Below are 25,598 nucleotides of genomic sequence, written 5' to 3'. Positions count from 1 at the left end.
TCGATCATGCGTCCGGACGGCGCCGCGTAGGGTCGAGGACCTGGGACCCGGCACGGTTCGGGCCCCGTCCGCGCCGTCGACCGAGGAGTCCCTTACGTGTCCCCTCTCTTCCCCTCCCTCCACGCCGCCGAGCCACGGGAGGCGGTCCGCTTCGGCGAGCACGCGCTGACCTACGCCGAACTCGCCGCCGCGGCCGCCGCGCCGGCCCGGCGGATCAAGGACGCCGGGCGGGTCGCGGTGTGGGCGACGCCGACCCCGCAGACGGTGGTCGGCGTGGTGGCGGCGCTCGTCGCGGGCGTACCGGTGGTGCCGCTGAACCCGAAGACGGGCGAACGGGAGCTGGCGCACATCGTCCGCGACAGCGGGCCGACGGTGGTACTGGCGGGCAGCGGCGACCAACTCCCCTCCCTTCTCGGCCAATTGACCCGCATCGACGTGGACGTGGATGCGGACGTGACTGCGGCTGCGGCTGCCGACGTGGCTGTGGATGCCGAGGGGTCACCGACCACGGCGGGCCCGGCCCTGCCCCCCGAGCCCGATGACGAGTCGCCGGCCCTGATCGTCTACACCTCCGGGACGACCGGTCCGCCGAAGGGGGCGGTGCTGCCGAGGCGGGCGATCGCGGCGACGCTCGACGCGCTCCGGGACGCCTGGGAGTGGACGGCCGACGACGTCCTGGTGCACGGCCTCCCGCTGTTCCACGTGCACGGCCTGATCCTGGGCATCCTCGGCCCGCTGCGCCGCGGCGGCTCGGTGCGCCACCTCGGCCGCTTCTCGGTGGAGGGCGTGACGCGCGAACTGTCGGCCGGCGCGACCATGCTGTTCGGGGTGCCGACGATGTACCACAGGATCGCCGAAGTGGTCGACAGGGATGTCGAGTTGGCGAAGGCCCTCACGGGTGCGCGCCTGCTGGTGTCCGGCTCGGCGGCGCTCCCGGCCCCCGACCACCGCCGCATCGCGCACGCGACGGGCCGGGCGGTCATCGAGCGGTACGGCATGACGGAGACGCTGATGCTGTGCGCCGAGCGGGCGGGCGGCGGGGCCCGCCCCGGCACGGTCGGCGCCCCGCTGCCCGGCGTCGAACTGCGCCTGGCCGAGGAGGCGGACGGCATCGGCGAGGTCCAGGTGCGCGGCCCGAACCTGTTCACCGGCTATCTGAACCGCCCGGACGCCACGGCCGCGGCCTTCACCGAGGACGGCTGGTTCCGCACCGGCGACCTGGCGAGCCTGGACGAGGAAGGACAGGTACGGATCGTCGGCCGCAAGGCCACCGACCTCATCAAGAGCGGCGGCTACAAGATCGGCGCCGGTGAGATCGAGAACGCGCTCCTCGACCACCCCGGCGTCCGCGAGGCGGCGGTGACGGGCGAGCCGGACGACGACCTGGGCGAGCGCATCGTGGCATGGGTGGTACCGAGGGACCCCCAATCGCCTCCGGAAGAACGCGAGTTGACGGAACATGTGGCGCGTGAGCTGGCCCCCCACAAACGCCCCCGAGTGGTGCACTTCCTGACCGAGCTGCCCCGCAACGACATGGGCAAGATCATGAAACGAGCCCTGCATGTCTGAGCGGACGACGGAGCGGATGTCCGCGAGGGCGGCGATCGCGACGGTGGCGGACAGCTTCACCGAACTTCCGTACCCAGAAAGAGACTTCGCCACGGACGGGCCCCTCGCCTGGGAGGGTTACGGGGCGTCGCGAGCCCGCGCGACGGAGCGGACGGGCGAGGACGAGTCGGTGGTCGCCGGCCTCGCGGAGGTGTCGGGACGCCCCTGTGTCCTGATCTCCTTCGAGTTCGGCTTCCTCGGGGGTTCACTGGGGCTGCGAACGGGCGACCGCCTGGAGGCGGCGTACGGAACGGCGTGCGAGCGGCGCCTGCCGCTGGTCTCCCTCATCGCGACCGGCGGCAGCCGGATGCAGGAAGGCATGCTCGCGCTGACCCAACTACAGCGCGTGGCACGGCAGTCGGCGCTGCTGCGGGCGGCCGGCCTGCCCCAGATCGCGGTGCTGCGCGACCCGACGACGGGCGGCGGCTGGGCCACGCTGGGCGCGGGCGCCGACGTGGTCCTCGCGCTGCCCGGCGTCCAGATCGGCTTCGCGGGCTCGCGGGTGCGCCCCGCGGACGCGGACCCGGCGGCCTACCGGGCGGAGGGCCAGCTCGCGGCGGGGCAGATCGACGCGATCGTCCGCCGCCAGGACCTGCGGAACGTCCTGGCGGGCTGGCTCACCCTGCTCGATGGCACCGGCCCCGCCGAACCGGCCCCGGCGCCGGCCCCCTTCGGCGATTCGGGGCTGCCCGCGGACGGCTGGGAGGCGGTGTCCCGGGCCCGGGCGGCGGGCCGTCCGCGCGCCGAGGCGTACCTGGACGCGTACTTCCCGCACCGCCAGGCGCTGGTCGGCGACCGGTGCGGGGGCGTGGACCCGGGGATGCTGTGCGGCTTCGGCCTGCACGCGGGGGTGAGTTACGCGTACGCCGCCCAGACCGGCACCGCGACCCGTCCCGCGGGCTACCGGGCCGCGGCCCGCCTCATCCGTCTGGCCGACCGCCTCGGCATCCCGGTCCTGACCCTGGTCGACACCCCCGGCGCGGCGAACGACGCGGCGGCGGAACGGGAGGGGCAGGGCGCGGCGATCGCGGACGCCTTCGCGGCGGTGGCGTCCGCACGGGTCCCGGTCACGACCCTGGTCATCGGCGAGGGCGGCTCGGGCGGGGCGCTGGCCCTGACGTCCCCCGACCGCACGTGGGTGACGGCGGACAGCTACTTCTCGGTGATCGCGCCGGAGTCGGCGGCGGCGATCCTGAAGCGGGACGCGTCGCAGGTGCGGCGGACCGCGTCCCAACTCCGGTTGCGCCCGCAGGATTTGGTGGAGCTGGGGGTGGCCAGGGGGGTGCTGGGAGCGTAGTCGGGAGGGGCCGGATGCAGCGCGGCCCGGGGCGCGCCGGGGCTCCGCCCCTCCCCCGGTCGCGCCCCCGCCCCTTCCCCCAGGGCGGAGCCTCAGGAGGCGGACAAACGCCGGCCAATACTTGGACTTTCGCGCCGGGGGCGATTGGGGGCCCGCACCCCAGGGGGAGCCTCCCCCGCATGAGACACACCGCCCTCCTCACCCTCACCGCCCTCGCCTTGCTGGCCCCCGCCCCCGCCCCCGCGCAAGCGGCCGCGCCCCCCGCCACCTACTACGTCGACTGCCGCGCGGGCAACGACACCAACCCCGGCACCTCCCCCGCCCACCCCCTGCGCACCCTCGCGAAGGCAAGCGCGAGGACGTACCGGCCCGGCGAGCGCGTCCTCTTCCAGCGCGGCACCACCTGCACCGGAACCTTCGCCCCGAAGGGCTCGGGCACCCCCGGCGCCCCGATAGCGGCCGAAGCGTACGGCACCGGTACGGCCAAGCCGCACCTGGAGGGGAACGGCGCCCGGGCGGCCGTACTGCTCGACAACACGCAGCAGTGGGAGCTGAACGACCTGGACGTGTCCAACACCGGCCCGGCGACCACGACCGCCCGCCGTGCGGGCATCCTCGTCCGCCTCACCGACTTCGGCACCGGCCACCACTACGCCGTGCGCAACGTCGACGTACACGACGTGAACGGCGCCGACTTCAAGGACCCCGACCCCTCCGGCGGCATCCTCTTCGCCGCGCAGGGCGCAGCCACCCCCACCGGCTTCGACGACGTCACGGTGAGCGGGTCCACCGTGACCCACGTGGACCGCACCGGCATCGGGACGTCCTCGACCTGGGGCAAGCGCCCCGAGCATCCGGACGGCCCCGGCCGCAGGTTCGTACCGATCACCGGCCTGCGCATCGAGAACAACCGCGTCTCGGACACCGGCGGCGACGGCATCGTCGTCCAGAACGCGGACGGCGCGCTCGCCGAGCACAACACCGTCGACGGGTTCAACGCCCGTTCCGCCGGCTACAACGCCGGTCTGTGGGCGTGGAATGCGGACCACGTCCGCTACCAGTACAACGAGGTGTCCCACGGCCACGGCACCCGCGACTCGATGGCGTTCGATATCGACGGCGGCAACAACGGCAACGTCTACCAGTACAACTACAGCCACGACAACGAGGGCGGCTTCCTGCTCGTCTGCAACGGCACCGGCATGACGTCCGCCGACAACGTCGTGCGGCACAACATCAGCGTCAACGACCGCAACCGCAGCGCCCCGTACGGCATCGTGTCCGTGGTGTGCGGCCCCACGACCCGCACCCAGGTGTACGACAACACCGTCGTGACGAACCAGTCCGGCACCGCCATGGTCAGCGACAACGGCCCCGGCAACGTCACCTTCCGCAACAACGTCTTCGCGTCGAGCGCGCCCGGCGGCGCCCCCTTCGCGGACCCCCGCAACGCCTACGACCACAACCTCTACCGGGGCGTGGGGGCCGTGCCGGCCTCCGACCGCTCCCCCGTGACCGCCGACCCCGCCTTCACCGCCCCGGCCCCGGCGGGCCCGTACGACGTCCAACTGCGCCCGGGTTCCGTCGCGTTGAGGGCAGGGGTTCCGATCGCCGACGGCGTCACCCGGGACTGGTTCGGCAACGCGGTCTCCTCCCCGCCGAACATCGGCGCCTACCAGGGCCCGGGCGCGGCACCCCGGTACGGGCGCTAGGGGACGGGGTTGCGCGCGTCGTAACGGGAGAAGCCGCGGCGGCTGAGCCCGAGCACCGTGACCGCGAGCACGCAGGCGAGGCCGCCGCCCACCACCATCGCGGTGGGCGAGGTGAGGTCGGCGACCGTACCGGCGAGGAAGTCGCCGAGCCGCGGGCCGCCCGCGACGACCACGATGAACACGCCCTGGAGCCGTCCCCGCATGTCGTCGGGGGCGGCGACCTGCATCATCGTGTTGCGGAACACCATGGACACGGTGTCCGAGAATCCGGCGACGGCGAGCATGAACAGGCCGAGCCACAGCTGCCGGGTCAGGCCGAACACCGCGATGGCCGCGCCCCATCCGCCCACCGAGATCAGCACCGCGAGCCCGTGCCGGTGGATGCGTCCCTGCCAGCCGGAGAACACCCCGCCGAGCAGCGCGCCGATCGCGGGTGCCGCGACGAGCAGTCCGGTGGTGCGCGCGTCGCCGCCGTACCAGAGGACGGCGACGGCCGGGAACAGGGCGCGGGGCTGGGCCAGGATCATCGCGCAGAAGTCGCTGAAGAACGTCATCCGCAGATTGGGCCGGGTGGCCAGGAACCGCAGGCCCTCCAGGACCGAGGGCCGCTTGGCGCCGGCGCTCCGCTCGGGCAGCATCGCGGGCAGCCGCCACATCGCGTACAGGGAGGCGGCGAAGGTGACCGCGTCGATGAGGTACGCCGTCTTGTACCCGGCGAAGCCGACGACGAGGCCGCCCAGCATGGGTCCGACGAGCGTGCCGGTCGTCATGACCATGGAGTTGAGCGCGTTGGCCGCGGGCAGGTGCTCGGGCGGCAGCAGCCTGGGGATCATGGCCGAGCGGGCGGGGCCGTTGAGCGCCTGGCAGACGGACTGGAGCGCGATGACCGCGTACAGGAACCACACGTTCGCGACCCCGGCGAACGTCCCGGCCGAGAGCGCGGCGGAGAGTACGGCCGAGCCGAGCGCGCTGTACAGGCCGAGCTTGCGGCGGTCGACGGTGTCGGCGATGGCGCCGCCGTAGAGACCGAACGCGACCAGCGGTACGAGGGTGAAGATGCCGACCAGGCCGACGTAGAAGCTGGAGCCGGTGAGGTCGTAGACCTGGAGGGATATCGCCAGGGCCGTCATGGCGCTGCCGACCCACGAGACCATGTTGCCGAACCAGAGCCTGCGGTAGTCCGCCGATATCCGGAACGGCGTGAGGTCGGCGAATATGCGGCGCCGCACGGCCATTCCCCCGGCGGTCCCGGCTCCGGTGGTGGGGGTGGCGGGGACGGGTGCCGCGGGGGTGTCGGTGGGCTGCTCGGCTTGTTCGGTCACGCGGGATGCTAACCCCCGCCGAGAGCACCGAGGTAGGGGCCACCTCACAGCGGGGCCGGGCCCGGCCGGAGGGGGCGTGCGGGGCGTCCGTCCCCCGGGCGGGTCAATGGGCCGGACAACAGTTTCGGTACCAATGCCCGGCGGCTCGAAACCGGCCACGGAGCGAGCGCGCACCCATCGCCTCAGGTCGGAGGCGTGGGGGCCGAAACCGGTTGCGGTGGCCACCTTTACGCCACGCCTACATGCGCGCGCCGAAGCCCCCGGGCGCCGCTACGCTTCCCCCGATCAGTAAGCGTCGTCGCCGCCCCCGCCTTCATCAGGCGGGGGCGGCGACGCATCTCGCCGAAAGGCCCACCATGAACACCCTGATCTCCGCCGCCGCCCGCAGCACCGCCACCCCGACGTCCACCCGACGCGTCCCGCTCGCCGCCCGCGCGGCGGCCCAGCACGCCGGCCGCGTCCCCACCGCCCTCGAACGCGTCACCACGGCCGCCGCCAACGTCCCCAGCGCATCGGCGTTCCAGTCCGCCCTGTGAAGGCCTCGTAGGCCACGGTCCCAACCCGGAAGACCCCCGGCAGCCGCACGCCTCGTGCTTGCCACCGGGGGCCTTCGTCCGTGCGCGGCCCACCGGGACCATCACATATGTGCTCGTCCCGCAGTCGGCCCGGACGTGAACTCGTGTCCCCATAGGCTCAGTTGACCAGCGACGTCAGGTCAACCGGCAGGAAGCTCCGGACATTCACGCCCGGAAACGGGTCGGGCATCCACCAAAACACCCACGACGGGCGGCAGTCGATACCCCTGGAAATCTCAACCAGCGACGCCGACTTCACCCGTCCGCCACGAAGTGGGCTCCTTCTCCGGACGCCCCTGCCGCTGCCCCCGGCGAGAGCGAGTCCGGTCGGCCCGGGCCACTCGACCAGTCGCGGTGGTCCCCCGCCCCGGGCGCGTCGCCGCCTTCGACGAACTCCGCCCCGAAGGTGCCGAGGGACGGCCGGCGGAGGCGCCGCGGGCGGCGGTGACGACGGGGATGCCGGCGGCACCCAGGACCCCGCCAGGCCGTCGACACGGATCGCGCAGACCCCCTCTGCGCCCGCGCCGCGACACGCACGCCAGGGTCAACAGGGCCGTGCGGGTGATCACTCGAAGGAGGTCGGCGGACAGGTGGCCGAGGCCGGTTCGGCCGGGCGGGGCCGCACCCGGCGCGCACCTGCGGAAACGCCAAAGGCGCAGGCCAGATCGTTTCTGCACCTGCGCCTCGTAGTGGGGCGGGTGGGACTCGAACCCACGGCCGACGGATTATGAGTCCGCTGCTCTAACCGGCTGAGCTACCGCCCCTAACGGCGCGTCGCGCACATTTGTGCGCGCCGTCTGCCGCAGCATAGCCGCTCATACGATCTCCTGCCTCGGATGGTCGGCATCGCACGCCCATGAGGACTTCGCGGGGATCTCCGCGGTTCCACCGGATACGAAAAAGGACCCCGAAGGGTCCTCTTCCGCTTGCTCTCCCGACTGGACTCGAACCAGTAACCTGCCGGTTAACAGCCGGCTGCTCTGCCAATTGAGCTACAGGAGACCGAGCTCCCCCGACTGGACTCGAACCAGTAACCTGCCGATTAACAGTCGGCTGCTCTGCCAATTGAGCTACAGGGGAATGTCTCGTTGCGTCGAACGTACCCACCTGGGGTGCTCCCGGGCGGCGTGCGTTCGCTGCGACACATACATTAGCGCAAGCAGGGGGGTGCTCCGCCAATCGGTTCCGCCCTGGGTGATCACAGGGCCGCGCGGGTAGGCGCGGCACACACGCTAGGGAAGGGTGACCACCATGCGATACCGGCTCACGTTCGTCGCCGGACTGGCCCTCGGATACGTGCTCGGCACCAAGGCCGGCCGCGAGCGCTACGAGCAGTTGAAGAAGTCCGCACGTCAGGTGGCCCAGAACCCCGCGGTGCGGAACACCGCCGAATCGGCCGCGCAGACCTCGCGCCAGGTCGCGGGCAAGGCCTTCCACGCGGTGAGCGACAAGGTCGGAGACAGGGTGCCCGCCTCCGTCGCGGACCGGGTGCGTTCGCTGCGCGAGCGCGGTCAGGGCACCGCGGACGACTGGGGCACCAGCAACACCTGACCCACGGGCCACCCCTGCCGCGGGCCGCGACCCGGGCCCGGCGCCCAGCACCCGGCGCCGGATGCCCGATGCCCGATGCCCGATGCCCGATGCCCGACAGCGTTGTCCTGACCACCGCCGTCCCAGCAGCCCCGCGCGTGCGGCAGAATCGTCAACCATGGGGATAGTCGCCGGGCTGGACAGCTCTTCCGCCTTCACTCGCATCGTCGTCTGCGACACCGACACGGGTGCCGTGCTGCGGCAGGGGTACGCCCCGCACCCGCTCGAACCCAAGGCGACGGAGGTCGATCCGCAGGCCTGGCTGCTCTCGCTGGGCGAGGCCGCGACCGGCGGGCTCCTGGAGGGCGTCCAGGCCATCGGTGTCTCCGCGCAGCAGCACGGACTAATACCGCTGGACCGCCAGGGCAACCTGGTCCGGGCCGCGCTGACCGGCAACGACAAGCGGGCGCAGGTGGCCGCCGCCGATCTCGTCGACGGACTCGGCAGCCGGGAGGCCTGGGCACAGGCCGTCGGGTGTGTGCCGCAGGCCGCACAGGCGGTGTCCAAGCTGCGCTGGCTGGCGCGGCACGAGCCGGAGGCCGCCAAGCGCACCGCCGGCGTGCTGCAGGCCCACGACTGGCTGGTGTGGCAGTTGCTCGGCCGGCCCGCCCGGCGCACCACCGACCGCGGCGCCGCCTCCGGCACCGGGTACTGGTCCGCCGCCACCGGCTTCTACCGCCCCGACCTGGTCGAGCTCGCGCTCGGCCACCAGGTGGCGCTGCCCGAGGTGCTCGGGCCGTCCGACGCGGCCGGCACCACCCCCGAGGGGCTGCTGATCTCGGCCGGCACCGGCGAGACGATGGCGGCCGCGTTCGGTCTCGGCGTCGGCGCGGGCGACGCCGTGGTCTCGCTCGGCGCCTCGGGCTCGGTCATGGCCGTGCATCACGAGGCGCTGGCCGACCCGAGCGGGATGATTACGTCCTTCGCCGACGCGACCGGAATGCATCTGCCGGTCGTCCATACGAGCAATGCCGTGCGGGCCCTGCGCGGCACCGCCGAGATGCTCGGCGTCGAGGACCTCGCCGAACTCGGCGAACTGGCCCTGAAGTCCACCCCCGGCGCCAGCGGTCTCGTCCTGCTGCCCTACCTCGAAGGCGAGCGCACCCCCCGCCTTCCGCACGCCGCGGGCACCCTGGCCGGTCTGCGCCGCGAATCGATGAAGCCCGAACACCTGGCGCGGGCCGCCTTCGAGGGGATGCTCTGCTCGCTCGGCGACGCCCTGGACGTGCTGCGCGGGCGCGGCGTCGAGGTGCGGCGGGTGTTCCTGCTCGGCGCCGCGGCCGAACTGCCCGCCGTGCAGGCGGTGGCGCCGGCCCTCTTCGGGACGCAGGTCGTGGTGCCGCAGCCCGCCGAGTACGCGGCGCTCGGCGCGGCCCGGCAGGCGGCTTGGGCGCTCGGCGTCTCGCAGGGCACCCTCGCCACGCACACCCCGCCGGCCTGGCAGGGCGCGTCCGCGCAGGTCTTCGAGCCGGGCGAGGACCTGGCGGTCGGCCAGGCGGTGCGTCAGCAGTACATCGCCACCCGTGACGAGATCCACCCCGGGGCCTTCGGCCAGGGTGCTTGACGCGGGCGGCACCTACGCTCTTTGCTATTCCTTTTGACTCCGGCTCGATAATCGCTTGAGCTTCCAGGGGTGGAGTGTCGCAAGATGGGGGGTCGAACCCCCGATCTTGCCGACCCGGAGAGCCTGCGCGTGCTCATACGACTCCTGCGGTCCCACCTAGGGCCGTACAAGAAACCGATTGCCCTGCTGGTGCTGCTGCAACTGCTGCAGACCAGCGCCACCCTTTATCTGCCCACCCTGAACGCGAACATCATCGACAACGGTGTCGTGAACGGGGACACGGGTTACATCCTGGGCCATGGCGGCATCATGATCGCCGTCAGCCTCGTCCAGGTGTTCTGCAACATCGGCGCCGTGTTCTACGGCGCCAGGACCGCGGCGGCCCTCGGACGTGACGTCCGGGCCGCCGTCTTCGCGCGTGTGCAGTCCTTCTCCGCCCGCGAGGTCGGGCACTTCGGGGCGCCGTCCCTGATCACCCGCACCACCAATGACGTCCAGCAGGTCCAGATGCTGGTCCTGATGGCGTTCACCCTGATGGTGTCCGCGCCGATCATGTGCGTCGGCGGCATCATCATGGCGCTGGGCCAGGACGTGCCGCTGTCCGCGGTGCTCCTCGCCGTCGTCCCGATCCTCGGCATCGCGGTCTCGCTGATTGTGCGCAGGATGCGCCCGCTGTTCCGGACCATGCAGACCCGCCTCGACACCGTGAACCGGGTGCTGCGCGAGCAGATCACCGGCAACCGCGTGATCCGCGCCTTCGTGCGCGACGAGTACGAGCAGGAGCGCTTCCGGGGCGCCAACACCGAGCTCACCGACGTCTCGCTGGCCACCGGCCGCCTGATGGCACTGATGTTCCCGACCGTCATGACCGTCGTGAACGTCTCCTCGGTGGCCGTGGTCTGGTTCGGCGCGCACCGCATCGACAGCGGCCACATGCAGATCGGCCAGCTCACCGCGTTCCTGGCGTACCTCATGCAGATCGTGATGGCCGTCATGATGGCCACCTTCATGTTCATGATGGTGCCGCGCGCCGAGGTCTGCGCCGAGCGCATCGAGGAGGTCCTCGGCACCGACACCAGCGTCGTACCCCCCAAGGCCCCGGTGCTCGAACTGCGCCGGCACGGCCATCTGGAGGTGCGCGGCGCCGACTTCAAGTACCCCGGCGCCGAGGCCTCCGTGCTGCGCGGCGTGGACCTGGTGGCCCGCCCCGGCGAGACCACCGCGATCATCGGCTCGACGGGCAGCGGCAAGTCGACGCTGCTCAGCCTGGTGCCCCGGCTGATCGACACCACCGACGGGCAGGTCCTGGTCGACGGCGAGGACGTCCGCACCCTGGACCCCGTCCTGCTCGCCAAGACCGTGTCCCTCGTCCCGCAGAAGCCGTACCTCTTCTCCGGGACCGTGGCCACGAACCTGCGGTACGGCAACCCCGACGCGAGCGACGAGGACCTCTGGCACGCCCTCGAAGTGGCGCAGGCCAAGGAGTTCGTCGGCAGGCTGGAGGGCGGCCTGGACGCGCCGATCGCGCAGGGCGGCACGAACGTGTCCGGCGGTCAGCGCCAGCGGCTCGCGATCGCCCGGACGCTGGTGCAGCGCCCGGAGATCTACCTCTTCGACGACTCCTTCTCGGCGCTCGACTACGCCACCGACGCGGCGCTGCGCTCCGCGCTCGGGCGCGAGACCGCCGAGGCGACGGTCGTGATCGTCGCCCAGCGGGTCTCCACCATCCGGGACGCCGACCGGATCATCGTCCTCGACGAGGGGCGGGTCGTCGGCACCGGCCGCCATCACGAACTGATGGCGGACAACGAGACATACCGGGAGATCGTGCTCTCCCAGCTGACGGAGGCTGAGGCGGCATGAGCGGGCCCGGTGGACGCATGATGATGGGCGGCGGCCCCGATCAGCGGTCCCTGAACTTCAAGGAATCCGGAAAGCGGCTGGTCAAACGGCTGGCTCCGGAAAAGGCGCTCCTGAGCGTGATGCTGGTCGCGGTGGTCATCAGCGTCGGCCTCTCGGTGGTCGGGCCGAAGATACTCGGCCGGGCGACCGACCTGGTCTTCGCCGGTGTCATCGGCAGGACCCCGCAGATGCCGGCCGGGATCAGCAAGGCGCAGGCCATCCAGGGCCTGCGCGACCGCGGCCAGGGCGGCCTCGCCGACATGCTCTCCGGGGTCGACTTCACCCCCGGCAAGGGCATCGACTTCGGCGCGGTCGGCAGCATCCTGCTCGTCGCCCTGGCCGTGTACGTGGGCGCGGGGCTCATGATGCTGGTGGCCACCCGGCTCTCCAACCGGGCCATCAACAAGACCGTGTTCCGGATGCGCGAGGACATCCAGACCAAGCTGTCGCGGCTGCCGCTGTCGTACTTCGACAAGGCCAAGCGCGGTGAGGTGCTCAGCCGCGCCACCAACGACATCGACAACATCTCGCAGACGATGCAGCAGACGATGGGCCAGCTCATCAACTCGCTGCTCACCATCGTCGGCGTCCTGGTGATGATGTTCTGGATCTCGCCGCTGCTCGCGCTCGTGGCGCTGATCACCGTGCCGCTGTCGATCGTGGTGGCCACGAAGGTCGGCAAGCGCTCGCAGCCGCAGTTCGTCCAGCAGTGGAAGTCCACGGGCAAGCTGAACGCGCACATCGAGGAGATGTACACCGGACACGCCCTGGTGAAGGTGTTCGGGCGGCAGAACGAGTCGGCCGAGGCGTTCGCCGAGCAGAACGACGCGTTGTACGAGGCGTCGTTCAAGGCGCAGTTCAACAGCGGCGTCATGCAGCCCCTGATGATGTTCGTCTCCAACCTGAACTACGTCCTGGTGGCGGTCGTCGGCGGGCTGCGGGTCGCGACGGGCTCGCTGTCCATCGGCGATGTGCAGGCGTTCATCCAGTACTCGCGGCAGTTCTCGATGCCGCTGACGCAGGTCGCCTCGATGGCGAACCTGGTGCAGTCCGGTGTCGCGTCGGCCGAGCGGATCTTCGAGCTGCTCGACGCGGAGGAGCAGGACCCCGACACCGCGTCCCCGGAGCGCCCCGAGGTGCTGCGCGGAGCGGTCGCGCTGGAGAACGTCTCGTTCCGCTACGAGCCGGAGAAGCCGCTCATCGAGGACCTCTCGCTGACGGTCGAGCCCGGCCACACGGTCGCGATCGTCGGCCCGACCGGCGCCGGCAAGACCACCCTGGTCAACCTGCTCATGCGGTTCTACGACGTCACCGGCGGCCGGATCACCCTGGACGGGGTGGACGCGGCGCGGATGACCCGCGAGGAACTGCGCTCCTCCATCGGCATGGTGCTCCAGGACACCTGGCTCTTCGGCGGCTCCATCGCGGACAACATCGCCTACGGCGCCGCGAAGGAGGTCACCCGCGAGGAGATCGAGGAGGCGGCGAGGGCGGCGCACGCGGACCGCTTCATCCGGACGCTCCCCGAGGGCTACGACACCGTCATCGACGACGAGGGCACGGGCGTCAGCGCGGGCGAGAAGCAGCTCATCACCATCGCGCGGGCGTTCCTGTCCGACCCGGTGATCCTGGTCCTGGACGAGGCGACGAGTTCCGTCGACACCCGTACCGAGGTGCTGATCCAGAAGGCGATGGCGCGGCTCGCGCACGGGCGCACGTCGTTCGTCATCGCGCACCGGCTCTCCACGATCCGGGACGCGGACGTCATCCTGGTCATGGAGAACGGGTCGATCGTCGAACAGGGAACGCACGACGAGCTGTTGGCGGCGGAGGGTGCGTATGCCCGCCTGTACGCGGCCCAGTTCGCCCAGGCGGTCGCGGAAGTCGACTGACGCGTACGACAGTCGGGGCCGGTGCGCGCACAGCGCACCGGCCCTTTCGCGTTCAGTCCAGGTAGCCCCGCAGCTGATCCGCGAACGCGTGGTCGCGGAGCTTGTTCAGCGTCTTCGACTCGATCTGACGGATTCGCTCGCGGGTCACCCCGAAGATCCGGCCTATCTCCTCCAGCGTGCGCGGCCGGCCGTCCGCGAGCCCGTAGCGCAGCTGCACCACCTTGCGTTCGCGCTCGCCGAGCGTGGAGAGCACGGCCTCCAGGTGCTGGCGCAGCAGCAGGAACGCCGCCGACTCGACGGGGGACGCGGCGTCGCCGTCCTCGATGAGGTCGCCGAGCGCGACATCGTCCTCCTCCCCCACCGGCGCGTGCAGCGACACCGGTTCCTGAGCCAGGCGCAGCACCTCGCCGACCCGCTCGGGGGTGAGGTCGAGTTGGGCCGCGACCTCCTCGGCCGTCGGCTCGTAGCCGCGCTCCTGGAGCATCCGGCGCTGGACGCGCACCACGCGGTTGATCAGCTCGACGACGTGGACGGGCACCCGGATGGTGCGGGCCTGGTCGGCGAGCGCCCGCGACATCGCCTGGCGGATCCACCAGGTCGCATAGGTGGAGAACTTGTAGCCCCGCGCGTAGTCGAACTTCTCGACCGCCCTGATCAGTCCGAGGTTTCCCTCCTGGACGAGGTCGAGCATGGTGAGCCCGCGGCCCACGTACCGCTTGGCGACGGAGACCACCAGGCGCAGGTTCGCCTCGATGAGGCGCCGCTTGGCCATCCGGCCCATCACGACCAACTTGTCGAGATCCAGGGCGAGTTGGGAATCCAGGTCGGGCGTGTTGCTCAGCTTCTCCTCGGCGAACAGGCCCGCTTCGACCCGCCGGGCGAGCTCGACCTCCTCGGCCGCGGTGAGCAGCGGGATGCGGCCGATCTCCCGCAGGTACTGACGGAAGAGGTCGGAGGACGGGCCGCCGGTGTCCGCCCGGCCCGGTCGCGGCTCGGGTGGCTCGGGGGCCTCCTCCTCGGGGACCGGTCCGGCCGCCGGGCCCGCCGACGGCCCGGCGGGTTCCGCCTCCGGGTGGTGTTCGGCCCGGGACTGCGGCGGTACGGCCGTGACGACGCCGTTGTCGGTCAGGGTCTGGGTCTGCACGGGGGCGACCTCCAGGGTGATCGCTGCCGGATCGGGGGCGTGCGGCAGCGGGACGGGGGCGGCCGGGCCGCTTTCCGTCCCGTACACGATGAGCGGATCCGCGGGGGTGAGGTGCCCACCTCCGAAGGTGGGCCGGCCGCGCTCCGAGGACTCAGGCACCGCAACCCAGTGTGGGGTACGACACAGCATCGCCGCGACGGGCGTGCGACGACTTTTTGAAGCCGGTGCGTGACCGGGCGGTTACCCGGACGGATATGCCACCCGGGGCGGCCGGATGGTCCGAGGGGCCCTAGAGGGCGGCCGCGCCCTTGTTGCGCAGGGCCTGGCCGTACTGCTGGAGGACCCACAACTCGTTCTGCACGGCGGCCAGTTGGGCCGGATCGCCGTGCTGGCCCAGGCGCGCCAGGGTGCCCTGGATGTCCAGGAGGCGGCGGTCGACGGCCCGGCGGCGCACGGCCACCAACTGCTCGCCCGCGTACGCCTCGTCGACCGTGCGGGCGTGGATGGCCTCCACGGCGAGCTCGGTGACCAGGGCGCGGACCACGTCGTTGGGCGCCGAGTCCATGACGGCCGGCAGATAGTCGGAAGGGGCGTCGGTGGCCCCGCCCGCGTCCTGGATGCACTGGCGGACCGCCGCGTAGGGCGGGGCGGTGAACTCGTCGATGCCGTACGCGTCGAACGCCGGGGAGACCAGGTGCGGGTGCTGCAACGCCAGCTTGAGCAGCTCGCGTTCGGTGCGGTGGGCGGGGCTGCGCAGGTTCAGGGCGGGACCGGGGGCCCCGGCGGGGCGTGGGGCCGCGTCCTCGTACTGCGGGCGGCGGCCCGCGGCGGGGGCGGGGCCCTTGCCGCCGCGGTCGCGGGCCCAGCGGGCGAGCTGGGCGACGCGCTTCACCACGAACTGGGTGTCCAGGATGCCGAGGATTCCGGCGAGTTGGACGGCGACCTCGTGCTGGGAGGCCACGTTCTTGATCCGGGCGACGATGGGTGCGGCCTCGTCGAGGGCCGCGGCCCGGCCCGCCGGGGTCTCCAGGTCGTAGCGGCCGACGATCTGGCGGATCGCGAACTCGAAGAGCGGGGTGCGGGGTTGGACCAGGTCCGCGACCGCCTCGTCGCCCTTGGCCAGGCGCAGATCGCACGGGTCCATGTTGTCGGGCGCGATCGCGATGTAGGTCTCGGCGGCGAACTTCTGGTCGTCCTCGAAGGCGCGCAGGGCCGCCTTCTGGCCGGCCGCGTCGCCGTCGAAGGTGAAGATCACGCGGGCCGAGCCGTTGTCCATCAGGAGGCGGCGCAGGATCTTGATGTGGTCGCCGCCGAAGGCCGTGCCGCACGTCGCGATCGCGGTGGTGACCCCGGCCAGATGGCAGGCCATGACGTCGGTGTAGCCCTCGACGACCACCGCCCGGCTGGACTTGGCGATGTCCTTCTTCGCCAAGTCGATCCCGTACAGGACCTGCGACTTCTTGTAGATCGGCGTCTCGGGCGTGTTCAGGTACTTGGGGCCGTTGTCGTCGTCGCGCAGCTTGCGGGCGCCGAAGCCGACGACCTCGCCCGACACGTCGCGGATCGGCCACATCAGCCGGCCGCGGAAGCGGTCGATGGGGTTGCGCCTGCTCTCCTGGGCGAGGCCCGAGGTCAGCAGCTCCTTGTCGGAGAAGCCCTTGCCGCGCAGGAAACGCGTCAGATGGTCCCAGCCGGCCGGGCTGTAGCCCACCCCGAAGTGGGCGGCGGCCGCCTGGTCGAAGCCGCGCTCGGCGAGGAACTTGCGGCCGATCTCCGCCTCGGGGCTGCCCAACTGCTCGATGTAGAACTGGGCCGCCGCCTTGTGCGCCTCGACGAGGCGGATGCGCTCGCCGCGCTGGTTCGACGGGTTGTAGCCGCCCTCTTCGTAGCGCAGCGTGATGCCCGCGGTGGCGGCGAGCCGCTCGACCGCCTCGGAGAACGACAGGTGGTCGATCTTCCGTACGAAGGCGATCGTGTCGCCGCCCTCCTGGCAGCCGAAGCAGTGGAAGAGACCCTTGCTCGGGCTGACCTGGAAGGACGGGGACTTCTCGTCGTGGAAGGGGCACAGGCCCTTGAGGTTGCCGCCGCCCGCGTTGCGCAGCTGGAGGTACTCGGACACGACGGCGTCGATCGGGACCGCGTCCCGTACCGCCTTCACGTCGTCATCGTTGATCCTGCCTGCCACGCGTGAAGTCTACGGGGACGCCACGACAGTCAGGGTGCGAGGGAGTCCAGCGGGACGCCCGGATCGGCGAGCGCCTCGGTGTCCACCTGGGCCCCGGCCCGGATCAGGGCCTGGATCGGCTCTGTGACATCCCACACGTTCACGTTCATGCCCGCCAGGACGCGGCGGTCCTTCAGCCAGAACGCGATGAACTCGCGCTTGCCCGCATCGCCCCGGATGACCACCTGGTCGTAGGAGCCCGGCGGCGCCCACCCCGAGTATTCGAGCCCGAGGTCGTACTGGTCGGAGAAGAAGTACGGCACCCGGTCGTACGTCACGTGCTGGTCCAGCATCGCGCGGGCGGCGGCCGGTCCGCCGTTGAGCGCGTTGGCCCAGTGTTCGACGCGGAGCCGGGTGCCGAGCAGCGGGTGCTGGACGGCGGCCACGTCACCGGCCGCGAAGACGTCGGGGTCGGAGGTGCGCAGCGAGGCGTCCACGGCGATGCCCCCGCCGTCCGCCCGGTCGGCCAGGGCGAGGCCCGCGTTCTCGGCGAGCGAGGTGCGCGGCGCGGCGCCGATCGCGGCGAGCACGTCGTGGGCCAGGTGCTCCTCGCCGTCGTCGGTGCGGGCCGCCAGGACCAGGCCGTCCTGGCCGACGATCTCGGTAAGGCGGGCGCCGAAGTGGAAGCGGACGCCGTGCTCGGCGTGCAGGTCGGCGAAGAGCTGGCCGAGCTCGGGGCCGATCACGTTGTGCAGCGGGGTGGCCTCCGGCTCGACGACGGTGACCTCCGCGCCGTAGCCCCGGGCCGCGGCCGCGACCTCCAGGCCGATCCAGCCGGCGCCCGAGATGACGAGGTGCCCGTTGTCCCGGCCGAGCGCTTTGAGGACGTGCCGCAGCCGCTCGGAGTGGGCCAGGCGGCGCAGGTGGTGGACGCCCGCCAGGTCGGTGCCCGGAACGTCCAGGCGGCGCGGCTCGGCGCCGGTGGCGAGCAGCAGCCGGTCGTACTGGATGACGGTGCCGTCGCCGAGCCGGACCGTCTTGGCCGTGCGGTCGATGGTGGTGACGGTCTGGCCGAGGTGCAGCTCGATGTCGTGCTGCGCGTACCAGGCGTGGTCGTGCACGAAGACGCTGTCGCGCTCGTCCTTGCCGGACAGGAACCCCTTGGACAGCGGCGGGCGTTCATAGGGGTGCTCGCGCTCGTCGCCGATGAGGATCACCCGCCCGTTGAATCCCTCGGACCGGAGCGTCTCGGCGGCTTTCGCCCCCGCGAGTCCGCCTCCGACAATGACGAATGTCCGATCTGCGTCGACCACTTGATGCCTCCTCGGTGCTTGCTGCGCGGCGCCGCCAACTGCGAGCGTCCCGCACGGAGCGTGATGGGGGAAGAGGGCTCGCTCCGTCGGGACACGCGGGCGGCCGGGATTACCGGTGGTGCACGGTGAGTCTGGAGTGCAGCGAGCGGGCCGCCGCGTCGGTGAGCGAGGCGATCTGATCGACGATCACACGCTTCCTCGTACGGTCGTCGTCCGCCTCGTCGTACAGCGCCCGGAACTGCGGGTCGAGCCCCTCGGCGGGGGCCCGGGCGGTGAGCGCGTCGGCGAGCTCGGCGAGCACCACGCGCTGGTCGGCGCGGAGCCGCTCCTGCTCGTCACGCTGCATCACATAGCGGTCGGCCACCGCCTTCAGCACGGCGCATTCGTTGCGGGCCGCACGCGGCACGACCAGCTCCGCGCCGTAGCGCGTCAGGTGCCCGGTGCCGAACGCGGCGCGCGTGGCGCTCTCGGCGGCCAGACAGAAGCGGCCGATGAGCTGGCTGGTGGCGTCCTTGAGGCGGGCCTGCGAGACGGCCGAACCGTCGTAGCCGTGCGGCCACCAGTCCTGTGCGATGAGCCGCTCCAGGGCCTCGGTCAGCTCCTGCGGATCGGTGTCGTCCGGCACGTACCGCCCGATGGCGACGCGCCAGATGTCGGCCCGCTCGAATGCGGAGACCAGGGCGCCCGGGTCGATGTGCCCGGCGTGCAGGCCGTCCTCGAAGTCGTGGACCGAGTACGCCACGTCGTCCGACCAGTCCATGACCTGGGCCTCGAAGCACTTGCGGTAGGGGGTGGCGCCCTCCCTGACCCAGGCGAAGACCGGCAGGTCGTCCTCGTACACACCGAACTTCACCGACGCCGGGTCGGTGGGATGGCCGCCGCGCGCCCAGGGGTACTTGGTGGCGGCGTCGAGGGCGGCCCGGGTCAGGTTGAGGCCGACGCTGACGGGCTCCCCGGTCCCCGACGACCGTACGAACCGCTTCGGTTCGAGCCGGGTCAGCAGGCGCAGCGACTGGGCGTTGCCCTCGAAGCCCCCGATGTCCTTCGCGAAGTCGTTGAGTGCCTGTTCGCCGTTGTGGCCGAACGGCGGGTGGCCCATGTCGTGGGCGAGGCAGGCCGCTTCGACGAGGTCGGGGTCGCAGCCGAGGGCCGCGCCCAGCTCACGGCCGACCTGGGCGCACTCCAGGGAGTGCGTGAGCCGGGTGCGGGGGCTGGCGTCCCAGGCCTGGCTCCGCGAGCCCGGCGTGACCACCTGCGTCTTGCCGGACAGGCGGCGCAGCGCCCCCGAGTGCAGCACGCGTGCCCGGTCGCGCTGGAAGGCGGTGCGGCCGGGCCGCTTGTCGGGCTCGGCGGCCCAGCGTTCTGTGTCGGCCTCGGCGTAGAACTCCATGCACCGACAGTAAACGGAGTCACCGACAAGTGGGCTCAGGGGTGGGTCGAGGATCGTCTCAGGCCGGGACGAGGGCGGAGGTCACGGCCTGGTCCGCGGGGGTCGGCGCGGCCTCGCCCGTCCCTGCCCACGGATGCGTCAACGCCTCTTCGTAGCGGTGCAGTACGAGCCGGGCCAGGGCCGGATGCGCGCCCAGGGGCGCGGAGGCGATCCACGGCGCCCCGGCCGCGCTCCGGGCCGCGAAACGTCCCGGGGCGGTGAAGTACGAGGCGATCGCGATCCGGTGCCTGCCGCGTGCGGCGAGCGCGCGCAGCGCCTCGGGCACGGTGGGCGAGGCGGCACTGGCGTAGGCGGGGAGCACCGGGACCCCGCCGAGCCGCTCGCCGAGCAGACGCGCGGTACGGCGGGTGTCGGCGGCCGAGTCCGGATCGCGCGAACCGGCCGCCGCGAGGACGACTCCGGTGCCGCGCACGCTGCGGGCGTCGAGCTGCCAGCCCGCTTCGACGAGCCGCCCGTACAGCGCCTCGACGAGCAGCGGATGCGGGCCGAGCGGGGCCGCGACGCGGGCCCGCAGATGCCGGCCCGCCGTGGCGAGGGTGCGGGGGATGTCGTGCTTGACGTGCTGCCCACGGCCCAGGAGCAGCGGTACGAGGACGGCTTCCCCGCACAGTCCGGCGAGGGTGTCGGCCAGGGGCGGCCGGTCGATTTCGATGTGCCCGAGCCGCACGTCGAGTCCCGGCCGCAGCTCGCGCACCCGCTCAAGGAGCGCGGTGACCGTCCGCAGCGCGCCGGGGTCGCGACTCCCGTGCGCGACGGCGACGAGGGCGGGGCGGGCGGCGGGCGTCATGGGGGTGCGGGTTCCGTCCAGTCGTACGCGGCTGAGCTGACTGCTCAGTTGGACCGTGATGCGGGTGACGAGCTGCGCGGTGCTGTCGAGCGGAAGGGGGTACTCCGGCGCGGACGGCGCGGCTGACGCGGACGGCGCGGGAGGCGCGGGAGGCGCGGACAACGCGGGTGACGCGGACGGCGCGGCTGACGCGGACAACGCGGCTGACGCGGACAACGCGGGAGGCGCGGGAGGCGCGCTGTACTGGGGCGCCCGGCGCGGCGAAGGGGAGTTGCTCGGTTCCGGCTCCGTCATGAACCGATACTGGCGGGCGTGCGTTGCCGCGGCGTTGCGCGGGGGTGACGGGTGATTTCCACGGACTCACTGACTCACGGGCTCACGGGCTCACGGGCTCACGGGCCGGGTGCGGGCCGCCGCCGACGGGGATGGCCGGATTTCGACACCGGGCGCGCCGGGGAAGGGCGGATTCCGGCACCGGGTCCGCCGGGGGTGCGGGAGACTCCGGGGGCGATGCGACGTTCCCTCACTCCCGGTGGAGGCAGCCCGTGGATGCCCTGGATGGCCTGGATGGCCTGAATCCCGTGGTCCGTGGCGCGTTCGCGGACGCGGTTCTCGGCGCGCTCCGCGCCGGCGCACCCGGTTCGGACGCCGCTCTGCGCGGCTCGCTGGCACGGGGGACCGCGGATGCGTACAGCGACATCGACGTGGCCTGGACCGTGCCGGACGCGGAGTTCGGCGCGGCGTCGGGGCGGGTGCCGGGGATTCTGGGCGGGGTCCGGCCGCTCGCCTCGTTGCGGGTCGATCCTGAGTTCCGGGGCTCGCCCGACCGCAGGCTGTTCTTCGCCTCCTTCGTGGGGCTGCCCCTGTTCTGGCGGCTCGACCTGGACGTGCGGGCCGCGTCGGCGGCGGGCTCCGGCACCCCGGGCCCGTGGCGCGCGGCGGCCCCCGACCCCGACTGGTCGCCCGCCGCGAGCGCCCTCGCCAACGGCGTGGCCGCGGTCAAGGCCGTCCTGCGGGAGCGCCCCGACACCGCGCGCGGCCTGCTGGAACGCGGCTTCGCCCGGGTCGGCGCGCAGGCCTCCCCCACCGGCGGCCGGCCGGCCGACATCACCCGGCTCGCGGACGCGGCGGCCCGCGCGGAACCGGCCCAGCGCGCCCTGGCCGAGCAGGTGCGGACCCTGGCGGTCGAGTACCTCACTCCGAACAGGACCTGAGCCGGGGCCGGTCGGCCGTGTCACGGAGTCGTCCGCGGATGCCGGCCGGCGAACCGGCGCGCGGGCCCCCGCGTCCCTCCCGTCGTACACCGACCGAGATCACCGGGGGAACACGTGCAACGCATCCGATGGAAGCGACCGCGTCCGCCGCGCACCCGCGCGGGCCGACGGCGCCTGGTGCAGGGCCTCGTCGCCGGGTGTGTGCTCGCACTCGCCCCCGCCACCTGGCTGTACACCAGCACGGGCGGCCGCATCGGCACGGTGGCCGACGCCCCCGCCACCGGGGTCGCGGTGGTGTTCGGGGCCGGTCTGCGCGACGGGCAGCCCTCCCCCTATCTCGCCGACCGCCTGGACGCGGCCGTGCGGCTGTACCGGGCGGGCAAGGTCAAGGCGGTCCTGGTCACCGGCGACAACAGCCGCCCCACCTACGACGAGCCCGACGCGATGCGCGGCTACCTCGTCCGGCACGGCGTACCGGACAAGAGCGTGGTCAGCGATTTCGCGGGCTTCGACACATGGGACTCGTGCGCTCGGGCCAGGAAGGTCTTCGGCGTCGACCGGGCCGTCCTGGTCAGCCAGGGCTTCCACATCCGGCGTGCGGTGGCCCTGTGCGAGGCCGCGGGCGTGCGCTCCTACGGCGTCGGCGTCGACGCCCCGCACGATGTGACCTGGTACTACGGCGGCACCCGCGAGATCTTCGCGGCGGGCAAGGCCCTGCTGGACGCCGTGTTCCGGCCGGACCCCACCTTCCTCGGCCCGAAGGAGCCCGGGGTCGCCCGGGCGCTCGCGGCCGCCGGATGAGGCCGGAACGGCCCGGTCGGCCCGTCTCACGGCGTGCGCGGTACCGGTGGAGCGGGCCGGGACGGCCGGGTCAGCCAGTCTCCGCCCGGGATCGGGGTGCCGCTCGCGAGCAGTTCGCGGGCCAGGCGGGGGGCCGCGAGGTAGACCCAGGACCGTACCGGCCGACCCTCGACGAGTGCCTCGCGCACCAGCCGGTCGTAGAGGTTGCGGGGATGGCCGGGCCCGACGTACTCCTCCAACTCGTCCAGTGCGGCCAGGAGTTGGGGGTGGTCGGCGGGTTCGAGCTCGATGAGGGTGCCGGTGATCGTGCCGTCGCCGGGTAGGGCGTACGGGTAGCCGGGGCCGTCGTACAGCAGCGCGCCGGTGAGCAGCGCGGGCCGGTCCGAGCGCGTACGGCCGTCCAGGAAACGCCGGTGGTAGCGCTCGCCGGGGCGCAGCGTGCCGTAGACGAAGAGGGGGAGCGGGGGCTCGGCGCCGGTCACCGGGCGACCGTCTCCGCCGTGATCCAGGACAGGTACGCGGGGCTCCCGGCCACCACCGCGGTCGCGATGATCTCGGGGGTCTCGTAGTCGTGCGCGGACAGCAGATGGCGTTCGAGCGCCTGGTAGCGGGCGGCGGTGGTCTTGAAGAGCACCTGCCACTCCTGCGTGGTCTCGATGCCACCCGCCCAGTGGTAGACGGACGTGACCGGCCCCGCGATCTGCGCGCACGCCGCCAGCCGGGCCTCCACGGCGCCGCGGGCGAGCGCCGTCGCCTTCTCGGCGCTGTCGGTCGTGGTCTGCACGGTCAGCGTTTCGGCCGATGCCACGGCGTCCTCCCTCGGTGATCCGGCCGGGTGCGGCCGGGATGTACGGTGCCGTCCGGCAGGGTCCTACGTCCCGAACCCGCCGGCCGGTGGGGAGCGTACGCACGGCTGTTACCCGTTGTCCCGAATTCCGTGATGGTCCGCTCCTAGTGTCGAAGGCCGCGGCCGATGTCCCCGCCGCCCTCCCCGACCCCGGCACCCACCATGATCCAGACCTTCAGGACGGTCCGCGCCACAGCCCTCGCGGCCATCGCCGCCCTCGGCATCGCCGCGGTGGTACTCGCCATTTCCGGGTGCGGCGAGCGCTCGGGCCTGGTGGAGGGCGACCGCGCTTCCCCCGTCGCCCTCCAGCCCGGCCCCGAGGAGCTGTGGCCCGCCTGGTACACGAGCGAATCGCGGCGCGAGGGCGTGACGGCGTCCGGCCGCGGCGAGGCGCCGGCCCCGCTCGACCGTGCGCCGAAGGTGCCGAAGGACGGGCTGCGCGGCGTGGACCCGATGGCGGTGCTGAAGGCCGACCCGCGCGGCAGGCCGCTCACCCGGCTCCCCCTGATCCACGGCCCCGGCAAGGCGGGCATCCGGCCGCCGGCCTTCCACGACCTGACCGGCGACGGCGGCCCGCCCGAGATGATCATCGCGGCGGATCTGGAGAACCGCCGCACGGCGGTCATCGTCTACTCGGTCCGCGACGGCCGGATCGTCCCGATCCTCTACACGACGGGCAGCCGGCTCGCGGTGGAGGCCGTCGGCACCGACCTCGTGACGCGTGGCGCCGCGGTCGACGGCGCCGAACAGGTCGTCCGCTACCGCTGGGACGGGGTCCGGCTGTCCCCGGTACGGGACGACAAGACGTACAAGGACACCGCTCCCGGGGCTCGGGGCCGGGCGGGCGCACCGGGTTCCCGGGGCACGCCCGGGCCCGCGGACGGGGCCGGGGGCACCTCGTGACCAGCGCCCTAAGCCGCCGAACCGCCGCCCTCGGCCGTCGGGCGGGAGCCCTGTGCGCACGGGCCGGCGGGCTGAGCCGGGGGCTGAGCCTGCGGGTCAAGATCGCCGTGCTGCTCGCGGCCGGCTGCGCCCTGGTGGCCGTCGCCATCGGTCTGCTCATCCACCAGTCCCGGGCCGCCCAGATCGCCTCGAACGCCCGGGAGTCCGCGACCTCCCAGCTCATCCGCGTACGGCAGCTGTACGAGCTGACCGGGCAGGTGGACCACGACGGCACGGAGGCCGCGCTCGACCACCCCGCGCTTCCCGAGCCCCTGCGGAAGTCCGCCAAGGACGGCAGGCGCAGCACCTATCTGGACCTGAGCGGCCCGGATCCGGCCGTGTGGGCCGCGCGGCCCGTCGGCGACCGGGTCCTCTCGGTACGCCGCCCGCTGAACACGGCGGTGGACCAACTCCACGAGTTGGACGGCCACTTGGTGGCCTGGGGCGCCGTAGTCGTCGGGCTCGCGGCGCTCGGCGGCGCCGGAATCGCCAGCAGACTGAGCCGCCAGCTGCGGACCGCCGCGGCCACCGCACGCCGGATCAGCCTGGGCGACCTCGACGCCAGGATCGGCCGGACCCCGGCCGGGCGCCAGGACGAGGTCGCCGAACTGGCCTGCGCCGTCGACACGATGGCGGCCTCGCTGCAGAGCCGTCTGGAGGCCGAGCAGCGTTTCACCGCGGACGTGGCGCACGAGCTGCGCACCCCACTGACCGGCCTGCACACGGCCGCCGAACTGCTCCCGCCGAGCCGCCCGACCGAGCTCGTACGGGACCGGGTCGCGGCCCTGCGCACCCTGACCGAGGACCTCCTGGAGGTCGCCCGGCTCGACGCGAATGCCGAGGAGCCCCATCTGGAGGTCCTCCCGCTGGACCGCACCGTGGAAAAGATCCTCCAACGCTGCGGTCTGGCGGTGGAGTTGGGCCGAAGCGAGGCCTCCCGCGGGCCGGACCCCGACGGGACCAGCGGGACCGACAGGGCCGACGGAACCGCCGGGACCGACAGGGCCAACGGAACCAGGACCAACGGGACCAACGGGACCGGCAGGACCGGCAGGACCAACGGGAACGACGAGAGCGACGAGACCTACGGGACCGAGGCGCTCGTGCGCACCGACGCCCGCCGTCTGGAGCGGATCGTCGCCAACCTCATCGCCAACGCGCGGCGGCACGGCGCCGAGCCGGTCGAGGTGACGGTGGACGGCACCTCGGTCCGCGTCCGCGACCACGGGCCGGGCTTTCCCGAACGCCTCCTGCAGGACGGCCCCCGGCGCTTCGTGACCGGAGCGAAGGAACGCGGCCAGGGCACCGGCCTCGGCCTCACCATCGCCCTGGGCCAGGCCCAGGTCGTCGGTGCGCGGGTGACGCTGAGCAACGCGGAGGGCGGCGGCGCGCTCGCGGTGGTGAGCCTGCCCGGCGCGTGAGTTGCCGGCCCGCCCCGCCGTCGCACACGGCCGGGTCCCGCCGCGAGGCTCCC

21 protein-coding genes and 3 tRNA genes are annotated in these 25,598 nt (G+C 72.8%); 13 read left to right on the top strand and 11 right to left on the bottom strand.

The genetic code is table 11. The annotated features are described in order from the left end of the window. Nucleotides 1-96 precede the first annotated feature (96 nt). From IE267_RS04245 to IE267_RS04235, 3 genes are all read left to right on the top strand, one after another. A complete protein-coding gene (locus tag IE267_RS04245) occupies nucleotides 97-1,569 on the top strand; it encodes an acyl-CoA synthetase (RefSeq protein ID WP_189762214.1) in 1,473 nt (490 codons plus the stop codon). Continuing rightward, nucleotides 1,562-2,905, top strand: coding sequence for a carboxyl transferase domain-containing protein (locus IE267_RS04240; RefSeq protein ID WP_229860697.1), 1,344 nt, complete (start codon nucleotides 1,562-1,564; stop codon nucleotides 2,903-2,905). Before IE267_RS04245 ends, IE267_RS04240 begins: the two co-directional genes overlap by 8 nt. A gap of 179 nt (nucleotides 2,906-3,084) precedes the next feature. Next, nucleotides 3,085-4,617, top strand: a complete 1,533-nt coding sequence (locus IE267_RS04235; RefSeq protein WP_189762213.1) for a right-handed parallel beta-helix repeat-containing protein — start codon at nucleotides 3,085-3,087, stop codon at nucleotides 4,615-4,617. Here the strand turns inward: IE267_RS04235 and IE267_RS04230 are convergent. Continuing rightward, complete coding sequence (locus IE267_RS04230; RefSeq protein ID WP_161252045.1) at nucleotides 4,614-5,852, bottom strand: MFS transporter; 1,239 nt, start codon at nucleotides 5,850-5,852, stop codon at nucleotides 4,614-4,616. The two genes, IE267_RS04235 and IE267_RS04230, sit on opposite strands and share 4 nt — an antisense overlap. A gap of 443 nt (nucleotides 5,853-6,295) precedes the next feature. Between IE267_RS04230 and IE267_RS04225 the strand changes: the two genes are divergently transcribed. Further along, nucleotides 6,296-6,475: a hypothetical protein gene (locus IE267_RS04225; protein ID WP_189762212.1), complete on the top strand. Its 180-nt coding sequence runs from the start codon at nucleotides 6,296-6,298 to the stop codon at nucleotides 6,473-6,475. 729 nt (nucleotides 6,476-7,204) lie between these two features. Here the strand turns inward: IE267_RS04225 and IE267_RS04220 are convergent. The 3 genes from IE267_RS04220 to IE267_RS04210 all read right to left on the bottom strand — a co-directional run bounded on the left by IE267_RS04220 (nucleotide 7,205) and on the right by IE267_RS04210 (nucleotide 7,594). Further along, nucleotides 7,205-7,278, bottom strand: a tRNA-Ile gene (locus IE267_RS04220). Nucleotides 7,279-7,443: 165 nt separating this feature from the next. Next, nucleotides 7,444-7,516, bottom strand: a tRNA-Asn gene (locus tag IE267_RS04215). A 5-nt stretch (nucleotides 7,517-7,521) separates the two neighbouring features. Further along, nucleotides 7,522-7,594, bottom strand: a tRNA-Asn gene (locus tag IE267_RS04210). A gap of 171 nt (nucleotides 7,595-7,765) precedes the next feature. Between IE267_RS04210 and IE267_RS04205 the strand changes: the two genes are divergently transcribed. The 4 genes from IE267_RS04205 (at nucleotide 7,766) to IE267_RS04190 (ending at nucleotide 13,462) form a co-directional block, all read left to right on the top strand. Continuing rightward, the gene (locus IE267_RS04205) at nucleotides 7,766-8,065 is read left to right on the top strand and encodes a YtxH domain-containing protein (RefSeq protein WP_161249030.1); all 300 of its coding nucleotides are present in this window, start codon (nucleotides 7,766-7,768) and stop codon (nucleotides 8,063-8,065) included. Nucleotides 8,066-8,222: 157 nt separating this feature from the next. Then, nucleotides 8,223-9,668, top strand: a complete 1,446-nt coding sequence (locus tag IE267_RS04200; protein ID WP_189762211.1) for an FGGY family carbohydrate kinase — start codon at nucleotides 8,223-8,225, stop codon at nucleotides 9,666-9,668. Nucleotides 9,669-9,797: 129 nt separating this feature from the next. Then, complete coding sequence (locus tag IE267_RS04195) at nucleotides 9,798-11,531, top strand: ABC transporter ATP-binding protein (protein WP_161249024.1); 1,734 nt, start codon at nucleotides 9,798-9,800, stop codon at nucleotides 11,529-11,531. Beyond that, nucleotides 11,528-13,462, top strand: a complete 1,935-nt coding sequence (locus tag IE267_RS04190; RefSeq protein WP_161249022.1) for an ABC transporter ATP-binding protein — start codon at nucleotides 11,528-11,530, stop codon at nucleotides 13,460-13,462. The genes IE267_RS04195 and IE267_RS04190 overlap by 4 nt, the downstream gene beginning before the upstream one ends. Before the next feature lie 52 nt (nucleotides 13,463-13,514). On the opposite strand, the gene IE267_RS04185 is transcribed toward IE267_RS04190, so the two are convergent. From IE267_RS04185 to IE267_RS04165, 5 genes are all read right to left on the bottom strand, one after another. Then, nucleotides 13,515-14,765, bottom strand: a complete 1,251-nt coding sequence (locus tag IE267_RS04185; RefSeq protein ID WP_161249020.1) for an RNA polymerase sigma factor — start codon at nucleotides 14,763-14,765, stop codon at nucleotides 13,515-13,517. 130 nt (nucleotides 14,766-14,895) lie between these two features. Beyond that, a complete protein-coding gene (gene dnaG / locus IE267_RS04180) occupies nucleotides 14,896-16,791 on the bottom strand; it encodes a DNA primase (protein WP_189762210.1) in 1,896 nt (631 codons plus the stop codon). Nucleotides 16,792-16,820: 29 nt separating this feature from the next. Next, entirely contained in the window at nucleotides 16,821-18,083 is a 1,263-nt protein-coding gene (locus IE267_RS04175; protein WP_189762209.1) for an NAD(P)/FAD-dependent oxidoreductase, read from the bottom strand. A gap of 109 nt (nucleotides 18,084-18,192) precedes the next feature. Further along, nucleotides 18,193-19,473, bottom strand: coding sequence for a deoxyguanosinetriphosphate triphosphohydrolase (locus tag IE267_RS04170; RefSeq protein ID WP_167153424.1), 1,281 nt, complete (start codon nucleotides 19,471-19,473; stop codon nucleotides 18,193-18,195). Between the two features lie 58 nt (nucleotides 19,474-19,531). Beyond that, nucleotides 19,532-20,320 carry a sirohydrochlorin chelatase gene (locus IE267_RS04165; protein ID WP_229860694.1) on the bottom strand — a complete coding sequence of 263 codons (789 nt, stop codon included), beginning with the start codon at nucleotides 20,318-20,320 and terminating at the stop codon, nucleotides 19,532-19,534. A 64-nt stretch (nucleotides 20,321-20,384) separates the two neighbouring features. Here IE267_RS04165 and IE267_RS39410 point away from each other — a divergent pair, with 64 nt between their 5' ends. From IE267_RS39410 to IE267_RS04155, 3 genes are all read left to right on the top strand, one after another. Beyond that, complete coding sequence (locus tag IE267_RS39410) at nucleotides 20,385-20,669, top strand: hypothetical protein (RefSeq protein WP_229860692.1); 285 nt, start codon at nucleotides 20,385-20,387, stop codon at nucleotides 20,667-20,669. 196 nt (nucleotides 20,670-20,865) lie between these two features. Further along, on the top strand, nucleotides 20,866-21,534 hold the full coding sequence (locus tag IE267_RS04160) for a nucleotidyltransferase domain-containing protein (protein WP_229860691.1): 669 nt from the start codon (nucleotides 20,866-20,868) through the stop codon (nucleotides 21,532-21,534). A gap of 114 nt (nucleotides 21,535-21,648) precedes the next feature. Then, on the top strand, nucleotides 21,649-22,335 hold the full coding sequence (locus IE267_RS04155; RefSeq protein WP_167153420.1) for a SanA/YdcF family protein: 687 nt from the start codon (nucleotides 21,649-21,651) through the stop codon (nucleotides 22,333-22,335). Between the two features lie 26 nt (nucleotides 22,336-22,361). Here the strand turns inward: IE267_RS04155 and IE267_RS04150 are convergent, their stop codons facing one another. Both IE267_RS04150 and cutA read right to left on the bottom strand, forming a co-directional pair. Then, nucleotides 22,362-22,817: a gamma-glutamylcyclotransferase family protein gene (locus IE267_RS04150; RefSeq protein WP_189762207.1), complete on the bottom strand. Its 456-nt coding sequence runs from the start codon at nucleotides 22,815-22,817 to the stop codon at nucleotides 22,362-22,364. Next, nucleotides 22,814-23,143 (bottom strand): divalent-cation tolerance protein CutA, encoded by a 330-nt coding sequence (gene cutA / locus IE267_RS04145; protein WP_189762206.1) that lies wholly within the window; start codon nucleotides 23,141-23,143, stop codon nucleotides 22,814-22,816. Before cutA ends, IE267_RS04150 begins: the two co-directional genes overlap by 4 nt. A 201-nt stretch (nucleotides 23,144-23,344) precedes the next feature. Between cutA and IE267_RS04140 the strand changes: the two genes are divergently transcribed. Beyond that, nucleotides 23,345-24,085 carry a hypothetical protein gene (locus tag IE267_RS04140; RefSeq protein ID WP_189762205.1) on the top strand — a complete coding sequence of 247 codons (741 nt, stop codon included), beginning with the start codon at nucleotides 23,345-23,347 and terminating at the stop codon, nucleotides 24,083-24,085. Beyond that, nucleotides 24,082-25,545, top strand: a complete 1,464-nt coding sequence (locus tag IE267_RS04135; RefSeq protein WP_229860689.1) for an ATP-binding protein — start codon at nucleotides 24,082-24,084, stop codon at nucleotides 25,543-25,545. The genes IE267_RS04140 and IE267_RS04135 overlap by 4 nt, the downstream gene beginning before the upstream one ends. Nucleotides 25,546-25,598 lie beyond the last annotated feature (53 nt).

Origin of the sequence: Streptomyces xanthochromogenes (genome assembly GCF_014650455.1) — a bacterium.
GTDB classification, from domain to species: domain Bacteria; phylum Actinomycetota; class Actinomycetes; order Streptomycetales; family Streptomycetaceae; genus Streptomyces; species Streptomyces xanthochromogenes.
Note: the sequence above shows the minus strand (reverse complement) of the source record. Positions and strands in the feature narration are given on the sequence as shown.

Excerpts from the sequence above, each read along its gene's own strand:
- IE267_RS04225 (WP_189762212.1), top strand. The coding sequence starts at position 6,296 with ATGAACACCCTGATCTCCGCCGCCGCCCGCAGCACCGCCACCCCGACG.
- IE267_RS04205 (WP_161249030.1), top strand. The coding sequence starts at position 7,766 with ATGCGATACCGGCTCACGTTCGTCGCCGGACTGGCCCTCGGATACGTG.
- IE267_RS04235 (WP_189762213.1), top strand. The coding sequence starts at position 3,085 with ATGAGACACACCGCCCTCCTCACCCTCACCGCCCTCGCCTTGCTGGCC.
- IE267_RS04190 (WP_161249022.1), top strand. The coding sequence starts at position 11,528 with ATGAGCGGGCCCGGTGGACGCATGATGATGGGCGGCGGCCCCGATCAG.
- IE267_RS04165 (WP_229860694.1), bottom strand. The coding sequence starts at position 20,320 with ATGACGCCCGCCGCCCGCCCCGCCCTCGTCGCCGTCGCGCACGGGAGT.
- IE267_RS04240 (WP_229860697.1), top strand. The coding sequence starts at position 1,562 with ATGTCTGAGCGGACGACGGAGCGGATGTCCGCGAGGGCGGCGATCGCG.
- IE267_RS04200 (WP_189762211.1), top strand. The coding sequence starts at position 8,223 with ATGGGGATAGTCGCCGGGCTGGACAGCTCTTCCGCCTTCACTCGCATC.
- IE267_RS04230 (WP_161252045.1), bottom strand. The coding sequence starts at position 5,852 with ATGGCCGTGCGGCGCCGCATATTCGCCGACCTCACGCCGTTCCGGATA.
- IE267_RS04140 (WP_189762205.1), top strand. The coding sequence starts at position 23,345 with ATGATCCAGACCTTCAGGACGGTCCGCGCCACAGCCCTCGCGGCCATC.
- IE267_RS04170 (WP_167153424.1), bottom strand. The coding sequence starts at position 19,473 with ATGGAGTTCTACGCCGAGGCCGACACAGAACGCTGGGCCGCCGAGCCC.